The following is an 18,307-nucleotide window of genomic DNA, read 5'->3' as shown; positions in this document are numbered from 1 at the left end:
AGTCGAATGAAGCGTGAATGGGATTTGCTTCATACTCCGGGACCGACGCCGATCCCGCCGAGTGTGGACCGCAGTATGAGCCAGCCGATGATTGGACACAGAGGAGAGAAATGCAAGGAATTGATGCAGGACATCGCCCCGAGATTGAAGCCGGTCTTCGGTACATCCGGAGACGTTCTTGTGATTACCGGAAGCGGAACGTCAGCGCTCGAATCCGCTGTCGTCAACGCCACCCAGCCGGGAGATGAAGTGCTTGTCGTCGTTGCCGGTGCTTTTGGTGATCGTTTTGCTCAGATTTGTCAAACCTATGAATTGAATGTCCACCGTCTGGATGTCACATGGGGAGAGGCAGTAAAGGTCGATCATGTGACACAGGCCCTTCAGGAGAACCCGGATATCAAGGCCGTATTCGTGACGCATTGTGAAACGTCAACAGGAGTGATGCACCCGGTTGAAGCCGTCGCTGAAAAAGTGAAGGAAGTCAGTGAAGCTCTTGTCATTGTCGATGGTGTCTCGTCGATCGGCGGCGCTGGTTTGAATATGGACGCCTCTGGAATCGATATCTTAGTCTCCGGTTCCCAGAAGGCGATGATGCTCCCGGCGGGTCTTGCTTTTGTCGCCGTCTCTGATTCTGCCTGGAAGGTGATTGATGAGAATCCCAGACCGCGCTTTTACTTGGATCTGCGCGTCTACCGCAAGCAGTTGATGGCCGGGCAGACCCCGTACACCCCGGCTCTGTCCCTCTTGTTCGGTCTTCAGGAAGCGCTGCGCCTCTTAGAGGAAGAAACGTTGGAAAAGGTTTATGAACGCCATGAATTAATGAAGCAGATGACGCGGGAAGCCTTTCAGGCCCTTCAGGTTCCCCTGCTTGTATCGGACGAGGAGGCATCTACGACGGTGACCTCCGTCCGGCCGGAAACGTTCGAAGCCGAGCAGTTGAGGAAACTGGCGAGAGAAGAATTCGGCTTGCAGCTTGCCGGTGGACAGAAAGAGCTGAAGGGTGAAATTTTCCGTGTCGGCCATATGGGGTATTCCCGTCCGGCCAATGTTCTGCAGTATATCGGGATTATCGAAATCATTCTGAAGCGCCTCGGTCACACATTTGAACCGGGTGCGGGTACAGCAGCTGCTCAGGCCGCGTACCTCGATTTTACAAGGGAGGATTAGTCCATGCATCGAGTGTTAATTAGTGATCCATTGAGCGAGGAAGGCATTAAACCGCTCCGCGAAGCGGATGATATAGAAATCATCAAGGAAACGTCCATGTCCCATGAGGAACTGCTGGAAGCCATCGGTTCGGCAGAAGCTTTGATCGTCCGCAGTCAGACACAGGTGACGCGTGAAGTGATCGAACACGCTCCTCACCTGAAAATCATCGGCCGCGCAGGCGTCGGTGTCGATAACATCGATCTTGATGCAGCGACAGACCATGGTGTCATTGTCGTAAACGCCCCGGACGGCAATACGATCTCGACTGCGGAGCATACGATGGCAATGCTCATGTCCCTGGCCCGTAATATTCCGCAGGCATACCACCAGCTTCAGCAGCAGCGCTGGGAACGGAAGAAATTCGTCGGTGTCGAGCTGAAGGATAAAGTACTCGGGATTGTCGGCTTCGGCCGGATTGGACGCGAGGTTGCCCAGCGTGCCAAAGGGCACCGCATGAAAGTGGTAGCTTTTGATCCTTTCCTTAATGAAGAAAAAGCGCAGAAAGCAGGCGTCACTCACGGTACATTGGAGGAAGTGCTGCAGCAGGCGGATTTCCTGACTGTACATACGCCGCTGATTGAGAAAACGAAGCATTTGATCAATGAGGACGCGATTGCCTTAATGAAAGACGGCGCCCGTATTTTGAACTGTGCCCGCGGCGGAATCGTCGAGGAAAATGCCTTGTATGAGGCCGTTAAATCCGGAAAAATCGCTGGAGCGGCTCTCGATGTATTCGAAGAAGAGCCGGCCACTGAGCACCCGCTGTTATCCCTGCCGGAAGTGATTGCCACTCCTCACCTCGGCGCGAGTACAGTGGAAGCACAGGAAAACGTGGCAACAGATGTCAGTGCGGATGTGCTCGAGCTGCTGCGCGGCGGAACCGTAAGAAACCCGGTTAATCTGCCTTCCGTCTCTTCCGAAATGATGGAGAAGCTGTCTCCGTACTTTACGCTTTCGGAACGTCTTGGATCTTTTGTCTCCCGTATCGCAGAGGGCACGTTTGAAAAGATCAATGTCTACTACAGCGGGGAACTGCTCGATATTGATACGACCCCGCTGACGAGAATTGCGGTAAAAGGCATCCTCGGCCGTTACATTGGCAGCCGCGTCAATGATGTCAATGCTTATAAGACCGCTGCGGATAAAGGCATTACCATTAATGAGCAGAAGTCTACGAAAACGAAAGGGTTCACGAACCTGATTACGGTGGAAATTGAAACCGACAAGGAAAAGCATAGTGCAGCAGGTACCCGTTTGAATGGTCTTGGTGCAAGAATCGTCCAGCTGGATCAATATTCCATTGATATCGTTCCCCAAGGCCACTTGATTGTCATTCACCATACCGACCAGCCCGGTGCTATCGGGCGTGTCGGAAGTCTGCTTGCCGAGCAGGACGTCAACATTGCAACGATGCAGGTGGGACGTGCAAACGAAGGTGGAGAAGCAGTCATGGTCTTAACCGTCGACAAAGCGATCGATAAGCAGGCGGCTGATCAGCTGTCTGAGATTGCCGACATCCGCCAAGTGGATTATTTAACCCTCAAATAACCAAAAGACCGGCCTGAGCAGGCCGGTCTCAGCTTGTAGAGAAACCTCTGTTTCTTTACAAGCTTTTTTTCTTTCTTACCGCCGGGAGCGTAAGTCCCTTCCCTTTCCGCGGACGAGCTCCCTCGCAAAGCCTGCGCTCGGCGATCTCGGCACACTCGTTCTTCCGGAACGGTCTGTGCCCCATACGTAATTGAAAAAAAGTTCATTATCGATTATATTCTGTCTAATAATAAAGGGCGATCTTCTGTTTAACGGAAAATCGCTCTCTTTTTTTGGTGAGGTTACGGGGAGCGTTCGGTTTTGACGTCTGCGGGTCCAGCTGAAGCTGTGCCCGCGGCAGGCATCCACCGATAAGCGGAACGTGTCCGCTCCGTATAGGGGTACGATCTTGCCGTCTAATGATCTGCCTGTGGGTTGATTTTATGTGGTTTTTGTAAAAGTGAATCATAAGCTTTGACTTTGAGACAATCCCTTGTTAAATTTAATGCCGACCTTATTTGTAAGTATTAAATAGATTTTTAAAGGAGGACCATCATGAACGCCCAACAAAAAGAAGCTTCTGCCCCGAAAAAGCTTCTCTTCCGTATATTGGACGGGATTGAGTGGCTGGGGAATAAACTGCCTTCCCCATTGCTGCTGTTTGCCATTCTGGCCGCGCTCGTCGTAGTGATTTCCGGGATTTTTTCCGGTGTATCTGTGACCAACCCGACTTCAGGAGAAGTTGTCGAAGTCAAAAACCTGCTTAGTCTCAGTGGACTGGAGTATATCTTCAACAGTGCCGTGGAAAACTTCATCGGCTTTCCGCCTCTCGGTGCCGTTCTTGTTACGATGCTCGGTATCGGACTTGCAGAACAGACAGGATTGATCAATGCCTCTCTGAAAGGCATCGTCTTTTCCTTTCCCCGCCGCCTGCTGACTGCCGCACTCGTCTTTGCCGGTGTCATGTCCAGTGTGGCGGTTAACGCCGGATATGTCGTTCTTCCACCGCTTGGTGCGGTTCTGTTTCTAGGACTCGGCCGCCACCCGCTCGCCGGTCTCGCTGCGGCCTTCGCTGGTGTGTCCGGCGGGTTCGGAGCCAATTTGGCGCTGACATCCACCGACGCCATTCTGCTGGAGTTGACCGCCGATGCGGCCAGCACGATCGATCCAGCCTATGCAAATACGATTACTGTAACCATGAACTACTTCTTCGCTGCTGTTTCAGTCGCGTTGATTACGATTGTGGGTACGTTTGTTACAGATAAAATTGTAGAACCGCGTCTTGGCACTTATAAAGGTGACGAATCCGGTGATATTGATGAACTGACGGCTCTTGAGAAAAAAGGGATGCGCCGGGCCGGTATCGGTTTTCTCATTACATTCGCCTTTATGGCCTATCTTTCCTTAGGACCGCTCCGCGGAGATGGGGCATACATTGAATCTCCCTTCTTTAATGCCCTTGTCTTTGTTATTTTCATCCTGTTTCTCGTACCAGGACTGATCTACGGGATTGTGGTCAAGGAAATTACCAATGACAAAGATTTGACGAAGCTGTTAGGAAAAACGATGGCCACGATGAGCGGTTATATCGCTCTCGCCTTTACAGCCGGTCAGTTCATCGCTTACTTCCGTGAGACCAACCTTGGAACGGTTATCGCCTTTAAAGGGGCTGATTTCCTTGATTCCACAGGGTTTGACGGTGTTGGGCTGATCCTTACGTTCCTCGGCCTGACGATGGTCGTCAACTTCTTTATCGGAAGTTCTTCGGCCAAGTGGACGATTCTTGCACCGGTGTTCGTACCGATTATGATGAATCTCGGATACTCCCCGGAATTCACGACACTGCTTTACAGGATCGCGGACTCCGTGACCAACATGATCACACCGCTGCTCTTGTACTTCCCGGTGGTCATTGCATTTGCACAGCGTTATGACAAGAAGCTTGGAATCGGAACCCTCATCTCGATGATGATCCCGTATTCTGTCGCTTTTCTACTTGCATGGCTGCTGCTCTTACTCGTCTGGGTCATTCTTGGAATTCCAGTCGGACCGGGAGCTCCAATCAGCTATTAATAAATCTCAACATGGGTAACAAAAAAGGCCGGGCCCTCTAGAAGGGGCCCGGCCTTTCAACTTGTAGGAAAATCTGGTGCTGTTCTAGTTCCTCCAGGATCGAAAAATCTGATAAGCTGCGGGCGATTTTCCCTTTTTTCCTTCAGCCTATCCAATTTCTTTCGTATGTGCCCTGCGATTGGCACGAGAAGCGTTCGGTGGTGACGCCTGCGGGAACAGCGCGAGCCGAAGATCCACTTGGGCAGGTGGTTTTCCTGACCAAGTTAGCTGAGGCCGTGCCCGCGGCAAGCATCCACCGATAAGCGGAGCGTGGCCATAAACTCCTCATATGGGCCAGTTTACGCGAGGAGACGTATGTTTTCTCGTTTACCCGATCGGATGACGTTCAGCCTTCCGGTTCGTAAACGTATGGACATGGGTATAGCCCGCCGACTTGGCCAGGTCGATGGCTGCATCATAGCGGTAACCGATATGGTCCGGCTTATGCGCATCGGAGCAGAGAACGATTCCAACCCCGGCTTCCTTACAGATCCTCAGTAGATCAGGATCTGGGTACAGCTCTCCGACCGGCTTTCTGAGCCCTGCGGTACTGATTTCAATCAGCGTATTTGTAGAAGCCAGTGCTTCTGCTGCCCGCTTGTACTGCTGGATAAGAAAATCACGGTCGTCGGGACGGTAGCCGAATACTTTGATGACATCGATATGACCGACGAAGTCGAACAGTCCGGACTCCGCCAGTGTCACGACTCTGTCAAAGTACTGCTCATAGACTTCTTTCAAGTCTCTTTTTTCATACTCCTCGCGGTAAATGGCCAGATCGATGCCCCAGTCGTCAATCCAGTGCACAGAGCCGATCACATAATCGAAAGGATGGGTGTCGATGAAAGCTTCCATTTCTTTTTCCTTACCTGGCATGTAATCCATCTCAATGCCCATTTTAATGGGAAGTCCCTGCTTTTCTGCCTCATCAAACATCTGCTGGTAGATGTCGAAATCCAGTGTCCGGCGGTTATTCACCCACGGATTGGAGAGAATGTCCTTCGTCTCCTGAAAAAAGTACGCGTGTTCAGAAATACCTAATTCCTGAATGCCTTCATTTTTTGCTTTTTGTATGTAGGTTCTCAGGTAGTCGACGTCTAAATCTCCGGTTTCAGCCATATGCACGTGATAATCGGTCAGCATGAACATCCTCCTCAGTTGGAATTTCATTCATCATACCAGACTCACACCTGTTCACCAAGACAGAACAGGCGTGAGTAAACAACAACCCGTACAAACCGTACATATGTTAAAATAGGGTGGTTAAGACAGCGCGAAAAAAGTCGAGGTGCTACCTGAATATGAATAACTCAAAAAGAATAACCGAAGGGGCTTTAATGGCAGGGATATATCTGCTATTGTTATTGGTAATTATTTTCCTGCCGGGAGGAATCGGATCGTTACTCCTGTTCATCCTGCCGGTGCCATACATTTATTACAGCAGCCGGCATGGCTGGAAGCCCGGTCTGCTTCTGTTTTGTTTAACCATGATCTTCAGTGTGCTGATCGTTCCGGTCCTGTCGGTTCCTTTTACACTGACCGCAGGAATCGGCGGCGTGGTATCCGGGGGTGTCCTGTATGCCGGCCGGTCGGCCTATGAATCTCTTGCTCTTGGAACTGTAGGGTATACAGGAGGCCTTATGCTCGGTATGGGCCTTGTCCAGCTGCTTCTCGGCATCAACCTTGTCGATGAACTGACCGCAGGAATGAATGATAGTTTAGACACCGTGGAATCTACGATGGGCGCATTTGGACAGGTGGAGAACTCAGAGGAAGCTGTTGATACGTTCCGTGAAGCGGTCACGTTCATTCCGGATATCATTCCGAGTATCCTCGTTATGACAAGTGTGATGACAGCCTTGATCAGTTTGTGGCTGACGTTCAAGCTTATGAACCGGATTGAAAATAAATCCTATGCCTTTGCTTCATTCAAAAACTTCCGATTGCCGACAGCCATTCTGTGGTATTACTTCTTTGCGATGATTTTGAACTATGTGGTGACGGACCGGGAAGGCTGGGTTTATTTCGGAGCGATCAACGTCTTCATTGTGGCGGGCACACTGATTGCCATCCAGGGTTTTTCATTCGTCTTCTATTACGCATCACAGAAGAAGTGGCCGAAGGCTGTACCTGTCCTGGTCATCGTTTTTTCATTACTTTCTCCGGGATTGATCATGTATCTTGTTCGAATTTTAGGTATAATTGATTTAGGATTTCCACTGCGCAGCTATGTCAGTGAGAAGAAAAAAAACTAGCTCGGAGAAGATGGTAGGAGCTGAATGCAATGCCGAATTTTTTTAAGAAACCAACAATGAGCGGACACTTATGGATCATCTACGCGATTTCCCTGATTCTGCTCGGGTTTATCTGGTATTATCAGTGGATGCTCGGATTATTGATGACGCTGTTCCTTGCGGCGTCCATATTCTACAGTGTCCGCACTGAACAGCACATGATCAATGAAACCGAAGAATATATATCGACCCTTTCCTACCGGGTGAAAAAGGTGGGCGAGGAAGCCCTGTTGGAGATGCCGATCGGGATCATCCTATACAGTGAGAATTACATCGTCGAATGGGCCAATCCGTATATGAACCGGTTCACGAAGGAGGATACGGTCGTCGGCGAATCGCTGAAAAAGCTGTCGGACCAGCTCATTCCTGCCGTGAAGGAAGAACAGGATGAAGTGTGGATTACGATTGACGGCTATAAGTTCCAGACGATCGTCAAGCGCGAGGAACGGCTGCTTTACTTGTTTGACAGAACACAGCAGACAGAGATTCATAACCGTTATGAAAACGAACAGACGGTGCTTGCGATCATTTTCCTTGATAACTATGAAGAAATTACGCAGGGAATGGATGATACAGCGAAAAGCCATATCAACTCCCAGGTGACTTCCATTCTGAATAAATGGGCCGGGGACTACGGCATTTACCTGAAGCGCACATCACAGGAACGGTTTATGGCTGTAATGAACCAGGAGATTCTTTATACGCTGGAAAAAGCGAAGTTTGAAATTCTCGATGATGTCCGTGAACTGATTACGGATCAGAACGTCCCGCTGACGCTGAGTTTCGGTATCGGTGTCGGCCCGATCAGCCTGCCTGAGCTCGGGGAGCTGTCCCAGTCGAGTCTGGATCTTGCTCTCGGCCGCGGCGGCGACCAGGTGGCGATCAAGGACGATTCCGGAAAGGTCCGCTTCTATGGCGGTAAAACCAATCCGATGGAGAAACGGACACGTGTACGGGCCCGGGTCATCTCCCACGCCATGAAAGAACTCGTCCAGGCAAGTGAGAAGGTCTTGATTATGGGGCATAAATCCCCGGATATGGACTCGATCGGAGCCTCCATCGGGATCCTGAAAATTGCCCAGGCGAATGATAAAAAAGCGGCCATCGTCCTTGATCCGGATGATATCGATACAGGTGTCCAGCGGATGGTCGAGGAAATTGAAAAAGACGAGGATTTATGGCAGTATTTCATACCACCGGAAGATGCGTTGGAAATGGTGACGAACAACACGCTGCTCGTCGTTGTCGATACGCACAAACCGTCGATGGTTATGGAAGAAAAACTGCTGTCGAAGACGGAGCATGTCGTCGTCATCGACCACCACCGCCGCGCTGAGGAGTTCATCAAGGATCCGACGCTCGTCTACATGGAGCCGTACGCATCCTCGACGGCCGAGCTGGTCACCGAGCTTCTGGAATACCAGCCGAAGAAGCTGAAGCTGTCCATGCTTGAATCGACGGCTCTGCTTGCCGGAATCATCGTCGACACGAAGAGCTTTACGCTCCGGACAGGTTCAAGGACCTTTGATGCCGCTTCCTATCTGCGTTCCAAAGGAGCGGACACCGTCCAGGTGCAGAAATTCATGAAAGAGGATCTGGATGTGTATGTAAGACGAAGCAAGTTGATTGAGAAGGCTTCCGTATATAGAGATGGGATTGCCATATCAACAGGAGACCACGGTGAATCGTATGGTCCTGTCATCATCGCTCAGGCCGCGGATACACTGCTTACGATGAGCGGAATTGTCGCGTCGTTTGTCATATCTGAGCGCAGTGACGGCCGGATCGGCATCAGCGCCCGCTCTCTCGGGGATATCAACGTCCAGGTCATCATGGAGAAGATGAACGGCGGGGGTCACTTGACGAATGCGGCGACACAGCTGGAAGACACAACGATTGAAGATGCCAGAGATTTGCTGCAGGATATTATTGACGAATATTTTGAAGGGGGAGACACAGAATGAAAGTAATATTCAAAACGGATGTAAAAGGTAAAGGGAAAAAAGGCGAAATCAAAGAAGTGAACGACGGCTATGCCCGTAACTACCTTCTGAAAAACAACCTGGCTGTTGAGGCGACCAAAGGCAACATGCAGGCGCAGAAAGCCAAGGATGCCAAAGCTGAGCAGCAGGCTCAGGAAGAAGTGGAAGAAGCGAAGCGGCTTAAGGATCAGCTGGCTGACCTTGAAGTGAAGCTTGATGCGAAATCCGGCGACAACGGCCGCCTGTTCGGTTCGATTACGAGCAAGCAGATTGCAGAGCAGTTGAAGAAGGATCACAACATCAAAATCGACAAACGTAAAATCGAGCTGGATGATCCGATCCGTACGCTTGGATACTCAAACGTTCCTGTGAAGCTTCACCCTGAAGTGACAGGCACGATCCGTGTCCATATCGCTGAAAAATAAATGAGTCAAACAGGCGCCCTGTCCATTGTCCGGATGAACAGGGCGCTTTTACTTCTGCCCTTTCCGGCATATGGACAGCGGTCAGAATATGAGTTAATATGATGTATTGGTGTTAACGATTCAGAGGAGGAAAAGCTAGTGAGTGAAATGTGGAATGACCGTACCCCGCCTCATAACATAGAAGCAGAGCAGGCGGTGCTCGGTGCGATCTTTTTAGAACCTGAAGCAATGTCGACAGCCGCAGAGAATTTACTACCGGAAGATTTTTATCGAGCGAGCCACCAGCGGATTTTCGAGGTGATGCTGACGCTTGCTGACAGAGGCGAGCCGATCGACCTGGTTACGGTCACCACGGCTCTTTCCAACAACAAGGTGTTGGAGGAGGTCGGCGGAGTTTCCTATCTGACAGATATCGCAAACTCGGTGCCGACCGCCGCCAACGTCGGTTATTATACGAACATCGTCGGTGAAAAATCGACGCTCCGCAGCCTGATCCGAACGGCGACGAATATTGTAACGACAGGATATTCAGAGGAAGAGGAGATTGATGATGTCCTGAATTCCGCCGAGAAAGACATTTTGGAAGTGTCCCAGCGGAAAAATTCAAGTGCGTTCAAAAGCATCAAGGATGTCCTCATTGATGTCTATGACAACATCGAGCAGCTGCACAACAATGATGGCTCTACAACAGGAATTCCGACGGGCTACCGTGACCTTGATCACATCACCTCCGGATTCCAGCGGAACGATTTGATCATCATCGCTGCCCGTCCATCGATGGGTAAAACGGCCTTCGCCTTGAACATTGCCCAGAATGTCGCTGTCCATACGGATGAAAACGTCGCGATTTTCAGTTTGGAGATGGGCGCGGACCAGCTTGTTTCCCGTATGCTCTGTGCAGAAGGGAACATTGATGCCCAGCGCCTGCGTACCGGAAGCCTGGAAACAGAAGACTGGAACAAGCTGACGATGGCGATGGGAAGCTTGTCCAACGCCGGCATCTACATTGATGACACCCCCGGGGTGCGTGTCAGTGAAATCCGTTCCAAGTGCCGCCGTCTGAAGCAGGAGCATGGCCTCGGCATGATTTTGATCGACTACCTGCAGTTGATCCAGGGGAGCGCGAACTCGAAGGAAAACCGACAGCAGGAGGTTTCCGAAATTTCCCGTTCCTTGAAGGGGCTGGCCCGTGAGCTGAACGTCCCGTTGATTGCCTTGTCCCAGCTCTCCCGCGGAGTGGAATCCCGTCAGGATAAACGCCCGATGATGTCGGACCTTCGTGAATCCGGATCAATCGAGCAGGATGCCGATATCGTTGGATTCCTATATCGTGATGACTATTATGATAAGGAATCCGAAAGCCAGAACATCATTGAAATCATTATCGCTAAACAACGTAACGGTCCGGTCGGAAACGTCGAACTGGCCTTTGTGAAGGAGTATAACAAGTTCGTCGACCTCGATCACCGCTATACCGATGCCGATATACCGCCTGCCTGACAGGCGGAAATACGAAATGACGCTCACATCCAGAGGGGAGATCTGGAGGAGCGTCTTTTTTTGCAGCTTCTGTGAAGCCATGTATGATGATCACCACCCGTTACGCCTCCCGCAGAGTCACGCTGGGTCGTGGGTGATCCTAAGAAAAGTAGTGCGTGATGGCATAGGCCACGCCATCATCATCATTGGATTTTGTGATGTAATCGCTTGCTTTTTTCACATCATCGACCGCATTCTCCATTGCGGCACTTCTTCCGGCAGCTTCCAGCATGGAAAGGTCATTATGGCTGTCTCCAACCGCTGCTGTCCGGTCCATCGGGATGCCGAGGTGATCTGCCACCGACTTCAGGGCACTGCCTTTGGAGGCGGTGTGGTCCTCAAGCTCAAAGTTATGCTCGGCAGAACTCACCATAGTGAAAGAAGGATGGTCATGGAACTTCTCTTTCCCTTTTTCGAGTTTATCCAGGTCAAAGGTAAAAGCGAGAATGTTGTACATCGGATCTTTGGATTCCACAATTTCCTCATAAGACTCGACAAAAGCGAACCCGTTCTGGCTGAACTGCTTATCGAGCGCATGCTTCAAGCTCTGCTTGTCGGTTTCCGGGTTGGCGCTGATGAGGCGGTCCATTTCCACGTGGAGCAGTTCCCGTCCATTCTGCGGCGTGTAGATGGACGAGCCGCTGAAGACCTCATAATAATACGCTTCCTTTTCAAGCCACTTCAAGGCGTCCCCGGCGTCCCCCCTGTCCAGCGCCTTTTCTTCAAACAGGGTGCCGTCCGGTGTATGAATGACGGCACCGTTCGCACTGATCACCCATGGGCGGATCGGGAGGTCGGCAAAAATCTGCTGAACATCGAAATAGGCCCGTCCTGTCGCAATAACGATGTCCACCCCATCTTGCTGCGCCTGCTTGATCGCTTCTGCATTGCCTGCGCTGATCGTATGTTCCCTGTTCAAGAGCGTTCCGTCGAGGTCGATGGCCACTACGTCCATATGTCTGTTTCCTCCTCTTTTGTCACAATCAATTCTACTCCGCATTCTCTTAATAGACGCTGGAAGGATTCATCAGGGGCTTGATCGGTAATGATCATGTCGATGTCCTCAAGTCCGGCAAAGGTGAAGAATTCCGTCATTCCGAACTTCGTATGATCAGCGAGGACGATGACTTCCCCGGCCTGTTTGATCATATTTTTCTTCACCATTCCATCTTCTTCATGACCGAGGGTCAGTCCGTGCTCGGATATTCCGACCACACCGATAAAGGCTTTATCGACGTGGTAGCTTTTCAGACGTTCAATGACCGACGCTCCGTAAAGAAACTGATGCTCCTTCTGCAGATACCCGCCAAGCAGTTGTATAGATACATGGCCCACATTCGATAGTATATCCGCCTGGTGAATCGAATTGGTAATCACCTTGATCTCCATGGGGGAAATCTGGCTGGCACAGGCCTGTACGGTCGTCGACGTGTCTAAAATAATATGATCGCCTGAGTGGATGAGGGAAGCCGCCTTTCTGCCGATTTCCTGTTTCTCATAGGATACGGATTTCAAACGATGGGTATAATCCTGAATGGCGGCGTGCGTTTTCGGCAGGATCGCCCCGCCCCTCGTCCGTACAATCGCTCTGCGTTCTTCCAGTTTGACCAGATCGCGCCGGGCGGTATCACGTGAAATGTCGAACATCTCACACATTTGATCAATAGTAATGCGGCGCTGCTTTTTTAAGTATTCGATGACGCCGATCAGTCTTTCTTCCTGATACATGGGAGAACCCCTTCCATATCTATCCTCTTGTAAGTGATTATAAGTAATTTTATAATCAAAATCAATGGATAATAAGTTTTAATAAGTTGTTAGAAAAGCCTGATAGTAAGGTTATTATCGAACATTAAATTATTTTATTGAAAATAACGTTCGGATTCAGCGTTGACTTTCATTGCGGAAATTGGTAAACTGACGAAGGAAATTCAAACCAATAACCAAATTCATTGCGGAGGTGCCTTATGTCTTCAGTAGTTGTAGTCGGAACCCAGTGGGGGGACGAAGGTAAAGGCAAAATTACCGATTTTCTTTCACAAAATGCCGAAGTGGTTGCGCGTTACCAGGGTGGTAACAATGCGGGACACACGATTAAATTTGACGGAATTACTTATAAACTTCACCTGATTCCATCAGGGATTTTCTTTGATGATAAAATCTGCGTACTCGGAAATGGCATGGTCATTGATCCGAAAGCGCTTCTTGAGGAATTGAAATACCTTCACGATAAAGGTGTTTCCACAGACAACCTGCGGATCAGCAACCGTGCGCACGTCATTCTTCCATACCACTTGAAGCTGGATGCGCTTCAGGAGGAAGAAAAGGGCGCCAATAAGATCGGAACAACCAAAAAAGGGATTGGACCGGCTTATATGGACAAAGCGGCCCGTACAGGGATTCGTATTGCCGATCTCATGGACAAGGAAAGTTTCCGTGAGAAGCTGGAGCAGAACCTTGCCGAGAAGAACCGCCTGTTTGAAAAAGTGTATGAAACAGAGCCGTTCACCGTGGATGAAATTCTTGATGAATACTACGAGTATGGTCAGAAGATTGCTTCTTATGTATGCGATACGTCTGTCGTCCTGAATGACAACCTTGATGACGGCCGCCGCGTACTTTTCGAAGGCGCCCAGGGTGTTATGCTCGATATCGACCAGGGAACTTATCCGTTTGTGACGTCCTCGAACCCGATTGCCGGAGGAGTAACCATTGGTTCCGGTGTCGGCCCATCTAAAATCAAGCACGTGGTTGGTGTATCCAAAGCCTATACGACGCGTGTCGGTGACGGCCCGTTCCCAACAGAGCTTGAAAACGAAACCGGCGACCAAATCCGCGAAGTCGGCCGTGAATACGGAACGACAACAGGACGTCCGCGCCGTGTCGGCTGGTTCGACAGTGTTGTTGTCCGCCACGCCCGCCGTGTGAGCGGAATCACGGATCTTTCCCTGAATTCGATTGATGTGCTGACAGGCATTGAAACACTGAAGATTTGTACGGCATATAAGTACAAAGGCGAAGTCATTGAGGAGTTCCCGGCCAGCTTGAAAGTTCTCGCTGAATGTGAACCGGTCTATGAAGAAATGCCGGGCTGGACGGAAGACATCACGGGTGTGAAAAACCTGAGCGAACTGCCGGCCAATGCACGCCATTACATCGAGCGTGTGTCTCAGCTGACAGGCATTCCACTCTCTGTATTCTCTGTCGGTCCTGACCGTTCCCAAACGAACGTCGTCCGCAGCGTATACAGCGAATAATCAACGAGCACCTGGCTGTTTTCAGTCAGGTGTTTTTGTATAGGATAGAATGAGAAGAAAGGAGTGTTTCATGTGAAACGCATTTGTATTTTTGCCGGATCAAGTGCCGGGAGCAGCCCGGTCTTTGCTGAGCAGACAAGAATTCTCGGACAGGCCCTCGCTTCCCGGGGGATTGAACTCGTGTACGGAGGAGCCCGGAGCGGCCTGATGGGAGCAGCTGCTGATGCAGTGCTCGCCCATGGCGGCACCGTAACAGGCATCATGCCGACGCACCTGTTCGAAAAAGAAGTCCCCCATCCGGATATTACGAAGATGATTGAAGTGGATACCCTGCATGAGCGCAAAGCGAAGATGAGTGAGCTCGCGGATGGATTCATTGCTCTCCCGGGCGGCTTCGGGACACTGGAGGAGCTGTTTGAAACCGTCAGCTGGGCACAGATCGGCATCCATCAGAAGCCTGTCGCTTTATTCAATATCGACGGGTATTATACCCCGGTGATGAACCTTGTGGAACACAGCGTGAAGGCCGGGTTCGTAAAAGAAGAGCATCAGGATTTGATGGTGGCTTCCCCGGATCCACATCAGCTGCTGGATGAAATGGAAGCAAAAGAAAAACCGGACCTCCGTTGAGGTTCGGTTTCTTCCTATACATGGATCGTTTTTGAAAAGATCAACCCGAAGTACCGGTATGTCACTTTGATTCTGCTGATGGTTGTATCTTCGGCAATACTCAGTCCATATATGGTGGCAGGGGCTGGATCAGTGGCAGCGGCAACGGTTTTAGCAGCAAGGGGGGATGTGTCAGGACCTAGTGAGAATGAGGTGAAAGCTTGTGTATGCTGGGTCTCACCGAGGAGCGCATGGGTATCCGTAAGGGTGAAACCTTTTTCTGTGTCGCTGATCTGAACATTCACATGGGAAGGAACTTCATCATCATTAATGGAGACATCTGTAATGTGGATGCTTCCCAGCATGCTTTTATTTCCTAAAGCGACAATGACCGACTGTTTATCTTCTGTCGAACCGATTGATCCGTGCTCAAGCGGCGGATTCAGCTTCAAGAAGGCAATGAACGAAACCAATAAAAAGATAAGGGCGTAAACCAGGTAGCGGAACCATATCCTCGTCAACATAATCCTCCTTTCTATGTAAAATGACAGCTGTTCCGGCAGGGAATGAAGGAATTCTAACATTCTATGAAATTTTCTATTGCTTCCCTTTTGACCGTGTGGTACGATAGATATCGTTGCGGTGAACAAGCCGTATTGGTCCGGTAGTTCAGTTGGTTAGAATGCCTGCCTGTCACGCAGGAGGTCGCGGGTTCGAGTCCCGTCCGGACCGCCATTTTCATTATATCATTCTGTGTGGTCGAATTCACACGTAATGTGATTCAGTAATGGAAAGAAGAAGTCGAAAGCTCGGTAAATGAAGAAGCTTCATCGAAACCAGATTTGGGGCGGGAAGCTCCTGCGAAATTTAATTATTAACATGGCTCGGTAGCTCAGTCGGTAGAGCAACGGACTGAAAATCCGTGTGTCGGCGGTTCGATTCCGTCCCGAGCCACTTCTTTCAAAAGCCTGCGGTTTATTCCGCAGGCTTTTTTTGTATGGGTTCACAGGAAAATATTATCCATGTTTCCACATCTTCATTTTCATGCTAATTTATATCATTACATAAAAGATTGTTATCTATTTCGTAAAATTGGTAGTAAAATTATATCTTTTTTACAAGTTTCAAAATCTATTTTATTAAAAGTTTGGCTATGATAGATTAATGAAAGTGAAATTTACAGTTTTTATATAGATATAAACGCATAATAACCCAGGGGGAAGGAAACATGTGGAAGAAGATTATGATTACGGTGCTCGGGGTCGGTACATTAGGCGTGGGGACGGTTTATGCAGAGCAGTCCATGCAGACCGTTTATCATGTCCAGATGGATGGCTGGGAGATCGGAACCGTGACGGAGAAAGCTGTCGTCCAGGATGAACTGGAATCATTGGTGGAACAAAAGGAAAAGGAGCATGAGGATTGGGACATGACGGTGGCGGAAGAGATTACGTTCAATCCGGAGCGCGTCTTTTCTGTGGAAGCCGATGAAGAGAAGGTGCTTGAGCGTCTGCAGGAAGACGTGTCGTATGCAGTGGAAGCGGTACAAGTGCAGGTGAATGGGCAGTCCGTTTCGTATCTTCCGGAGGCCGGTGATGTAGAAACCGTCATAGATACGTTAAAAGCGGAATATGTCAATGAGGAACACGTGTCTGATGATGAAGAGGTTCCCGCCGGTGAAACCAAACTTGAAAACGTCTACGTGAATGGTGTGATCGACTATGCTCCTGTCAAAGTGGCTCCTTCATCCATCCATACGGTTGAAGAGACGGTGGACCGGATTCAAACCGGCAGCATGTCTGAGCAGGTGTCTCTGAGCAGCGGAGAACCGCTCGTCGATGTCATCGTCACGGAACAGGAACGGGAAGCAGAAATGATCGCACATAAAGTCGAAGTGCGTAACACAGATGCTCTTTATGAAGGGGAAACAGAAATCCACCAAGAGGGACAGGATGGGAAGAAGGAAACGCTCATCCAGACGGTGACAGAAAACGGGGAGACGACCGAAGAGGAAGTTCTTGAAGAAGAAGTCGTCGAGGATCCTGTGACAAAAGTCGTGTTGAAAGGGACGAGACCATCCCCGTCTATCGGATCAGGGAAGTTTATCTGGCCGGCGGTCGGTGGAACGATTACGAGTAAACAAGGGGAGCGTTGGGGACGTTATCACAAAGGCATCGATATCGCCGGTGTTTCCGACTTGACTATCAAAGCTGCTGATCACGGCAAAGTGACCGAAGCCGGTTATCAGGAAAGCTTCGGAAACAAAGTCGTCATTGATCATGGCAATGGCTATGAGACGCTGTATGCCCACTTATCATCGATCGATGTGCAGGTGGGGGATACCGTCAAGCAGGGGGACAAGCTCGGTGATATGGGAACGACCGGACATTCCACCGGTGTCCACCTTCATTTTGAAGTGCATAAGGACGGCGGTCTGGAAAACCCGCTTTCCCACGTATCTCAATAATCAAAAGCCGCTATGCAGACACATAGCGGCTTTTTTTATGGGAATGGCTATGATTAAAGAAACAGGCGGATAGGATGAACGGATGATTTCCCGGAGTGTCTTCAGATGAAGTAAGACATTTCTCAGTAAATAAGTTAAAATGAGGGAAAGAACAGAAGACGATGAAAGGGATGTGACAAGATGGCGCAGAAAATCTTAGTCGTAGACGATGAAAAACCAATTGCTGATATATTGAAATTCAACCTTGAAAAGGAAGGCTATGAAGTCGTTTGTGCCTACGATGGTGACGAAGCTGTCGCTAAAGCGGACGAGGAAGAGCCGGAGCTGATTCTGCTTGATATCATGCTTCCGAACAAAGATGGAAATGAAGTATGCCGTGAAGTGAGGAAGCGGCACAATATGCCGATCATTATGCTGACAGCCAAAGACGCAGAAATCGATAAAGTGCTCGGACTTGAAATGGGTGCGGATGATTATGTAACGAAACCGTTCAGCAACCGTGAACTGATTGCCCGGGTCAAAGCGAACCTGCGCCGCCAGCAGCAGGAGCCGGAGGATACCTCCCAGCAGACGAAGGATATTGAAATCGGCCGCCTGGCGATCCATCCGGATGCCTACACCGTAACGCGTGATGGGACATACATCGAGCTTACCCACCGTGAATTCGAGCTTCTTCATTACTTAGCCCGTCATATCGGCCAGGTCATGACACGTGAACACCTGTTGGAAACCGTATGGGGCTACGATTACTACGGTGACGTCCGTACCGTTGATGTAACCGTCCGCCGTCTCCGTGAAAAAATTGAGGAGAATCCGAGTAACCCGATGTGGATCGTGACACGACGCGGGGTCGGCTACTATTTGAGAAACCCAGAGCAGGACTGAC

The 18,307-nt window shown here is 50.0% G+C and carries 15 protein-coding genes and 2 tRNA genes; 13 read left to right on the top strand and 4 right to left on the bottom strand.

Translation table 11 applies throughout. The features are described 5' to 3' along the window. Positions 1-6: 6 nt before the first annotated feature. From GLV97_RS15710 to GLV97_RS15700, 3 genes are all read left to right on the top strand, one after another. On the top strand, positions 7-1,167 hold the full coding sequence (locus GLV97_RS15710) for a pyridoxal-phosphate-dependent aminotransferase family protein (protein ID WP_160837598.1): 1,161 nt from the start codon (positions 7-9) through the stop codon (positions 1,165-1,167). A gap of 3 nt (positions 1,168-1,170) precedes the next feature. Then, the gene (serA, locus tag GLV97_RS15705) at positions 1,171-2,757 is read left to right on the top strand and encodes a phosphoglycerate dehydrogenase (RefSeq protein WP_160837596.1); all 1,587 of its coding nucleotides are present in this window, start codon (positions 1,171-1,173) and stop codon (positions 2,755-2,757) included. Between the two features lie 534 nt (positions 2,758-3,291). Continuing rightward, complete coding sequence (locus GLV97_RS15700) at positions 3,292-4,809, top strand: AbgT family transporter (RefSeq protein ID WP_160890078.1); 1,518 nt, start codon at positions 3,292-3,294, stop codon at positions 4,807-4,809. A gap of 366 nt (positions 4,810-5,175) precedes the next feature. Here the strand turns inward: GLV97_RS15700 and GLV97_RS15695 are convergent, their stop codons facing one another. Continuing rightward, positions 5,176-5,991 (bottom strand): histidinol-phosphatase HisJ family protein, encoded by an 816-nt coding sequence (locus GLV97_RS15695; protein WP_160837592.1) that lies wholly within the window; start codon positions 5,989-5,991, stop codon positions 5,176-5,178. Between the two features lie 158 nt (positions 5,992-6,149). On the opposite strand from GLV97_RS15695, the gene GLV97_RS15690 reads away from it, so the two are divergent. The 4 genes from GLV97_RS15690 to dnaB all read left to right on the top strand — a co-directional run bounded on the left by GLV97_RS15690 (position 6,150) and on the right by dnaB (position 11,049). Continuing rightward, positions 6,150-7,103: a YybS family protein gene (locus GLV97_RS15690; protein ID WP_160890077.1), complete on the top strand. Its 954-nt coding sequence runs from the start codon at positions 6,150-6,152 to the stop codon at positions 7,101-7,103. A 29-nt stretch (positions 7,104-7,132) separates the two neighbouring features. Further along, positions 7,133-9,106, top strand: coding sequence for a DHH family phosphoesterase (locus tag GLV97_RS15685; RefSeq protein ID WP_160837589.1), 1,974 nt, complete (start codon positions 7,133-7,135; stop codon positions 9,104-9,106). Continuing rightward, a complete protein-coding gene (gene rplI / locus GLV97_RS15680) occupies positions 9,103-9,549 on the top strand; it encodes a 50S ribosomal protein L9 (protein WP_160841109.1) in 447 nt (148 codons plus the stop codon). Before GLV97_RS15685 ends, rplI begins: the two co-directional genes overlap by 4 nt. 138 nt (positions 9,550-9,687) lie before the next feature. Further along, positions 9,688-11,049, top strand: a complete 1,362-nt coding sequence (dnaB, locus tag GLV97_RS15675; protein ID WP_160837585.1) for a replicative DNA helicase — start codon at positions 9,688-9,690, stop codon at positions 11,047-11,049. A gap of 139 nt (positions 11,050-11,188) precedes the next feature. On the opposite strand, the gene GLV97_RS15670 is transcribed toward dnaB, so the two are convergent. Together GLV97_RS15670 and GLV97_RS15665 are read right to left on the bottom strand one after the other, a co-directional pair. Then, entirely contained in the window at positions 11,189-12,043 is an 855-nt protein-coding gene (locus tag GLV97_RS15670) for a Cof-type HAD-IIB family hydrolase (protein WP_160890076.1), read from the bottom strand. Continuing rightward, positions 12,034-12,816 carry a DeoR/GlpR family DNA-binding transcription regulator gene (locus GLV97_RS15665; RefSeq protein ID WP_160837581.1) on the bottom strand — a complete coding sequence of 261 codons (783 nt, stop codon included), beginning with the start codon at positions 12,814-12,816 and terminating at the stop codon, positions 12,034-12,036. The genes GLV97_RS15670 and GLV97_RS15665 overlap by 10 nt, the downstream gene beginning before the upstream one ends. Before the next feature lie 239 nt (positions 12,817-13,055). Here GLV97_RS15665 and GLV97_RS15660 point away from each other — a divergent pair, with 239 nt between their 5' ends. Continuing rightward, positions 13,056-14,345 (top strand): adenylosuccinate synthase, encoded by a 1,290-nt coding sequence (locus GLV97_RS15660; RefSeq protein ID WP_160837579.1) that lies wholly within the window; start codon positions 13,056-13,058, stop codon positions 14,343-14,345. 72 nt (positions 14,346-14,417) lie between these two features. Beyond that, positions 14,418-14,975, top strand: coding sequence for a TIGR00730 family Rossman fold protein (locus GLV97_RS15655; RefSeq protein WP_160890075.1), 558 nt, complete (start codon positions 14,418-14,420; stop codon positions 14,973-14,975). Between the two features lie 14 nt (positions 14,976-14,989). On the opposite strand, the gene GLV97_RS15650 is transcribed toward GLV97_RS15655, so the two are convergent. Beyond that, positions 14,990-15,478, bottom strand: a complete 489-nt coding sequence (locus tag GLV97_RS15650) for a hypothetical protein (protein WP_237416872.1) — start codon at positions 15,476-15,478, stop codon at positions 14,990-14,992. Positions 15,479-15,612: 134 nt separating this feature from the next. Between GLV97_RS15650 and GLV97_RS15645 the strand changes: the two genes are divergently transcribed. From GLV97_RS15645 to yycF, 4 genes are all read left to right on the top strand, one after another. Beyond that, positions 15,613-15,689, top strand: a tRNA-Asp gene (locus tag GLV97_RS15645). A gap of 146 nt (positions 15,690-15,835) precedes the next feature. Further along, positions 15,836-15,908 (top strand) — tRNA-Phe (locus GLV97_RS15640). Between the two features lie 274 nt (positions 15,909-16,182). Then, on the top strand, positions 16,183-17,421 hold the full coding sequence (locus GLV97_RS15635; protein WP_160890074.1) for a peptidoglycan DD-metalloendopeptidase family protein: 1,239 nt from the start codon (positions 16,183-16,185) through the stop codon (positions 17,419-17,421). Between the two features lie 180 nt (positions 17,422-17,601). After that, positions 17,602-18,306, top strand: a complete 705-nt coding sequence (yycF, locus tag GLV97_RS15630; RefSeq protein WP_160837571.1) for a response regulator YycF — start codon at positions 17,602-17,604, stop codon at positions 18,304-18,306. Position 18,307: the final 1 nt, after the last annotated feature.

The organism is Halobacillus litoralis (assembly GCF_009856355.1).
Classification (GTDB): Bacteria; Bacillota; Bacilli; order Bacillales; family Halobacillaceae; genus Halobacillus; species Halobacillus litoralis_B.
This window is presented reverse-complemented; position numbering and strand designations above follow the sequence as displayed.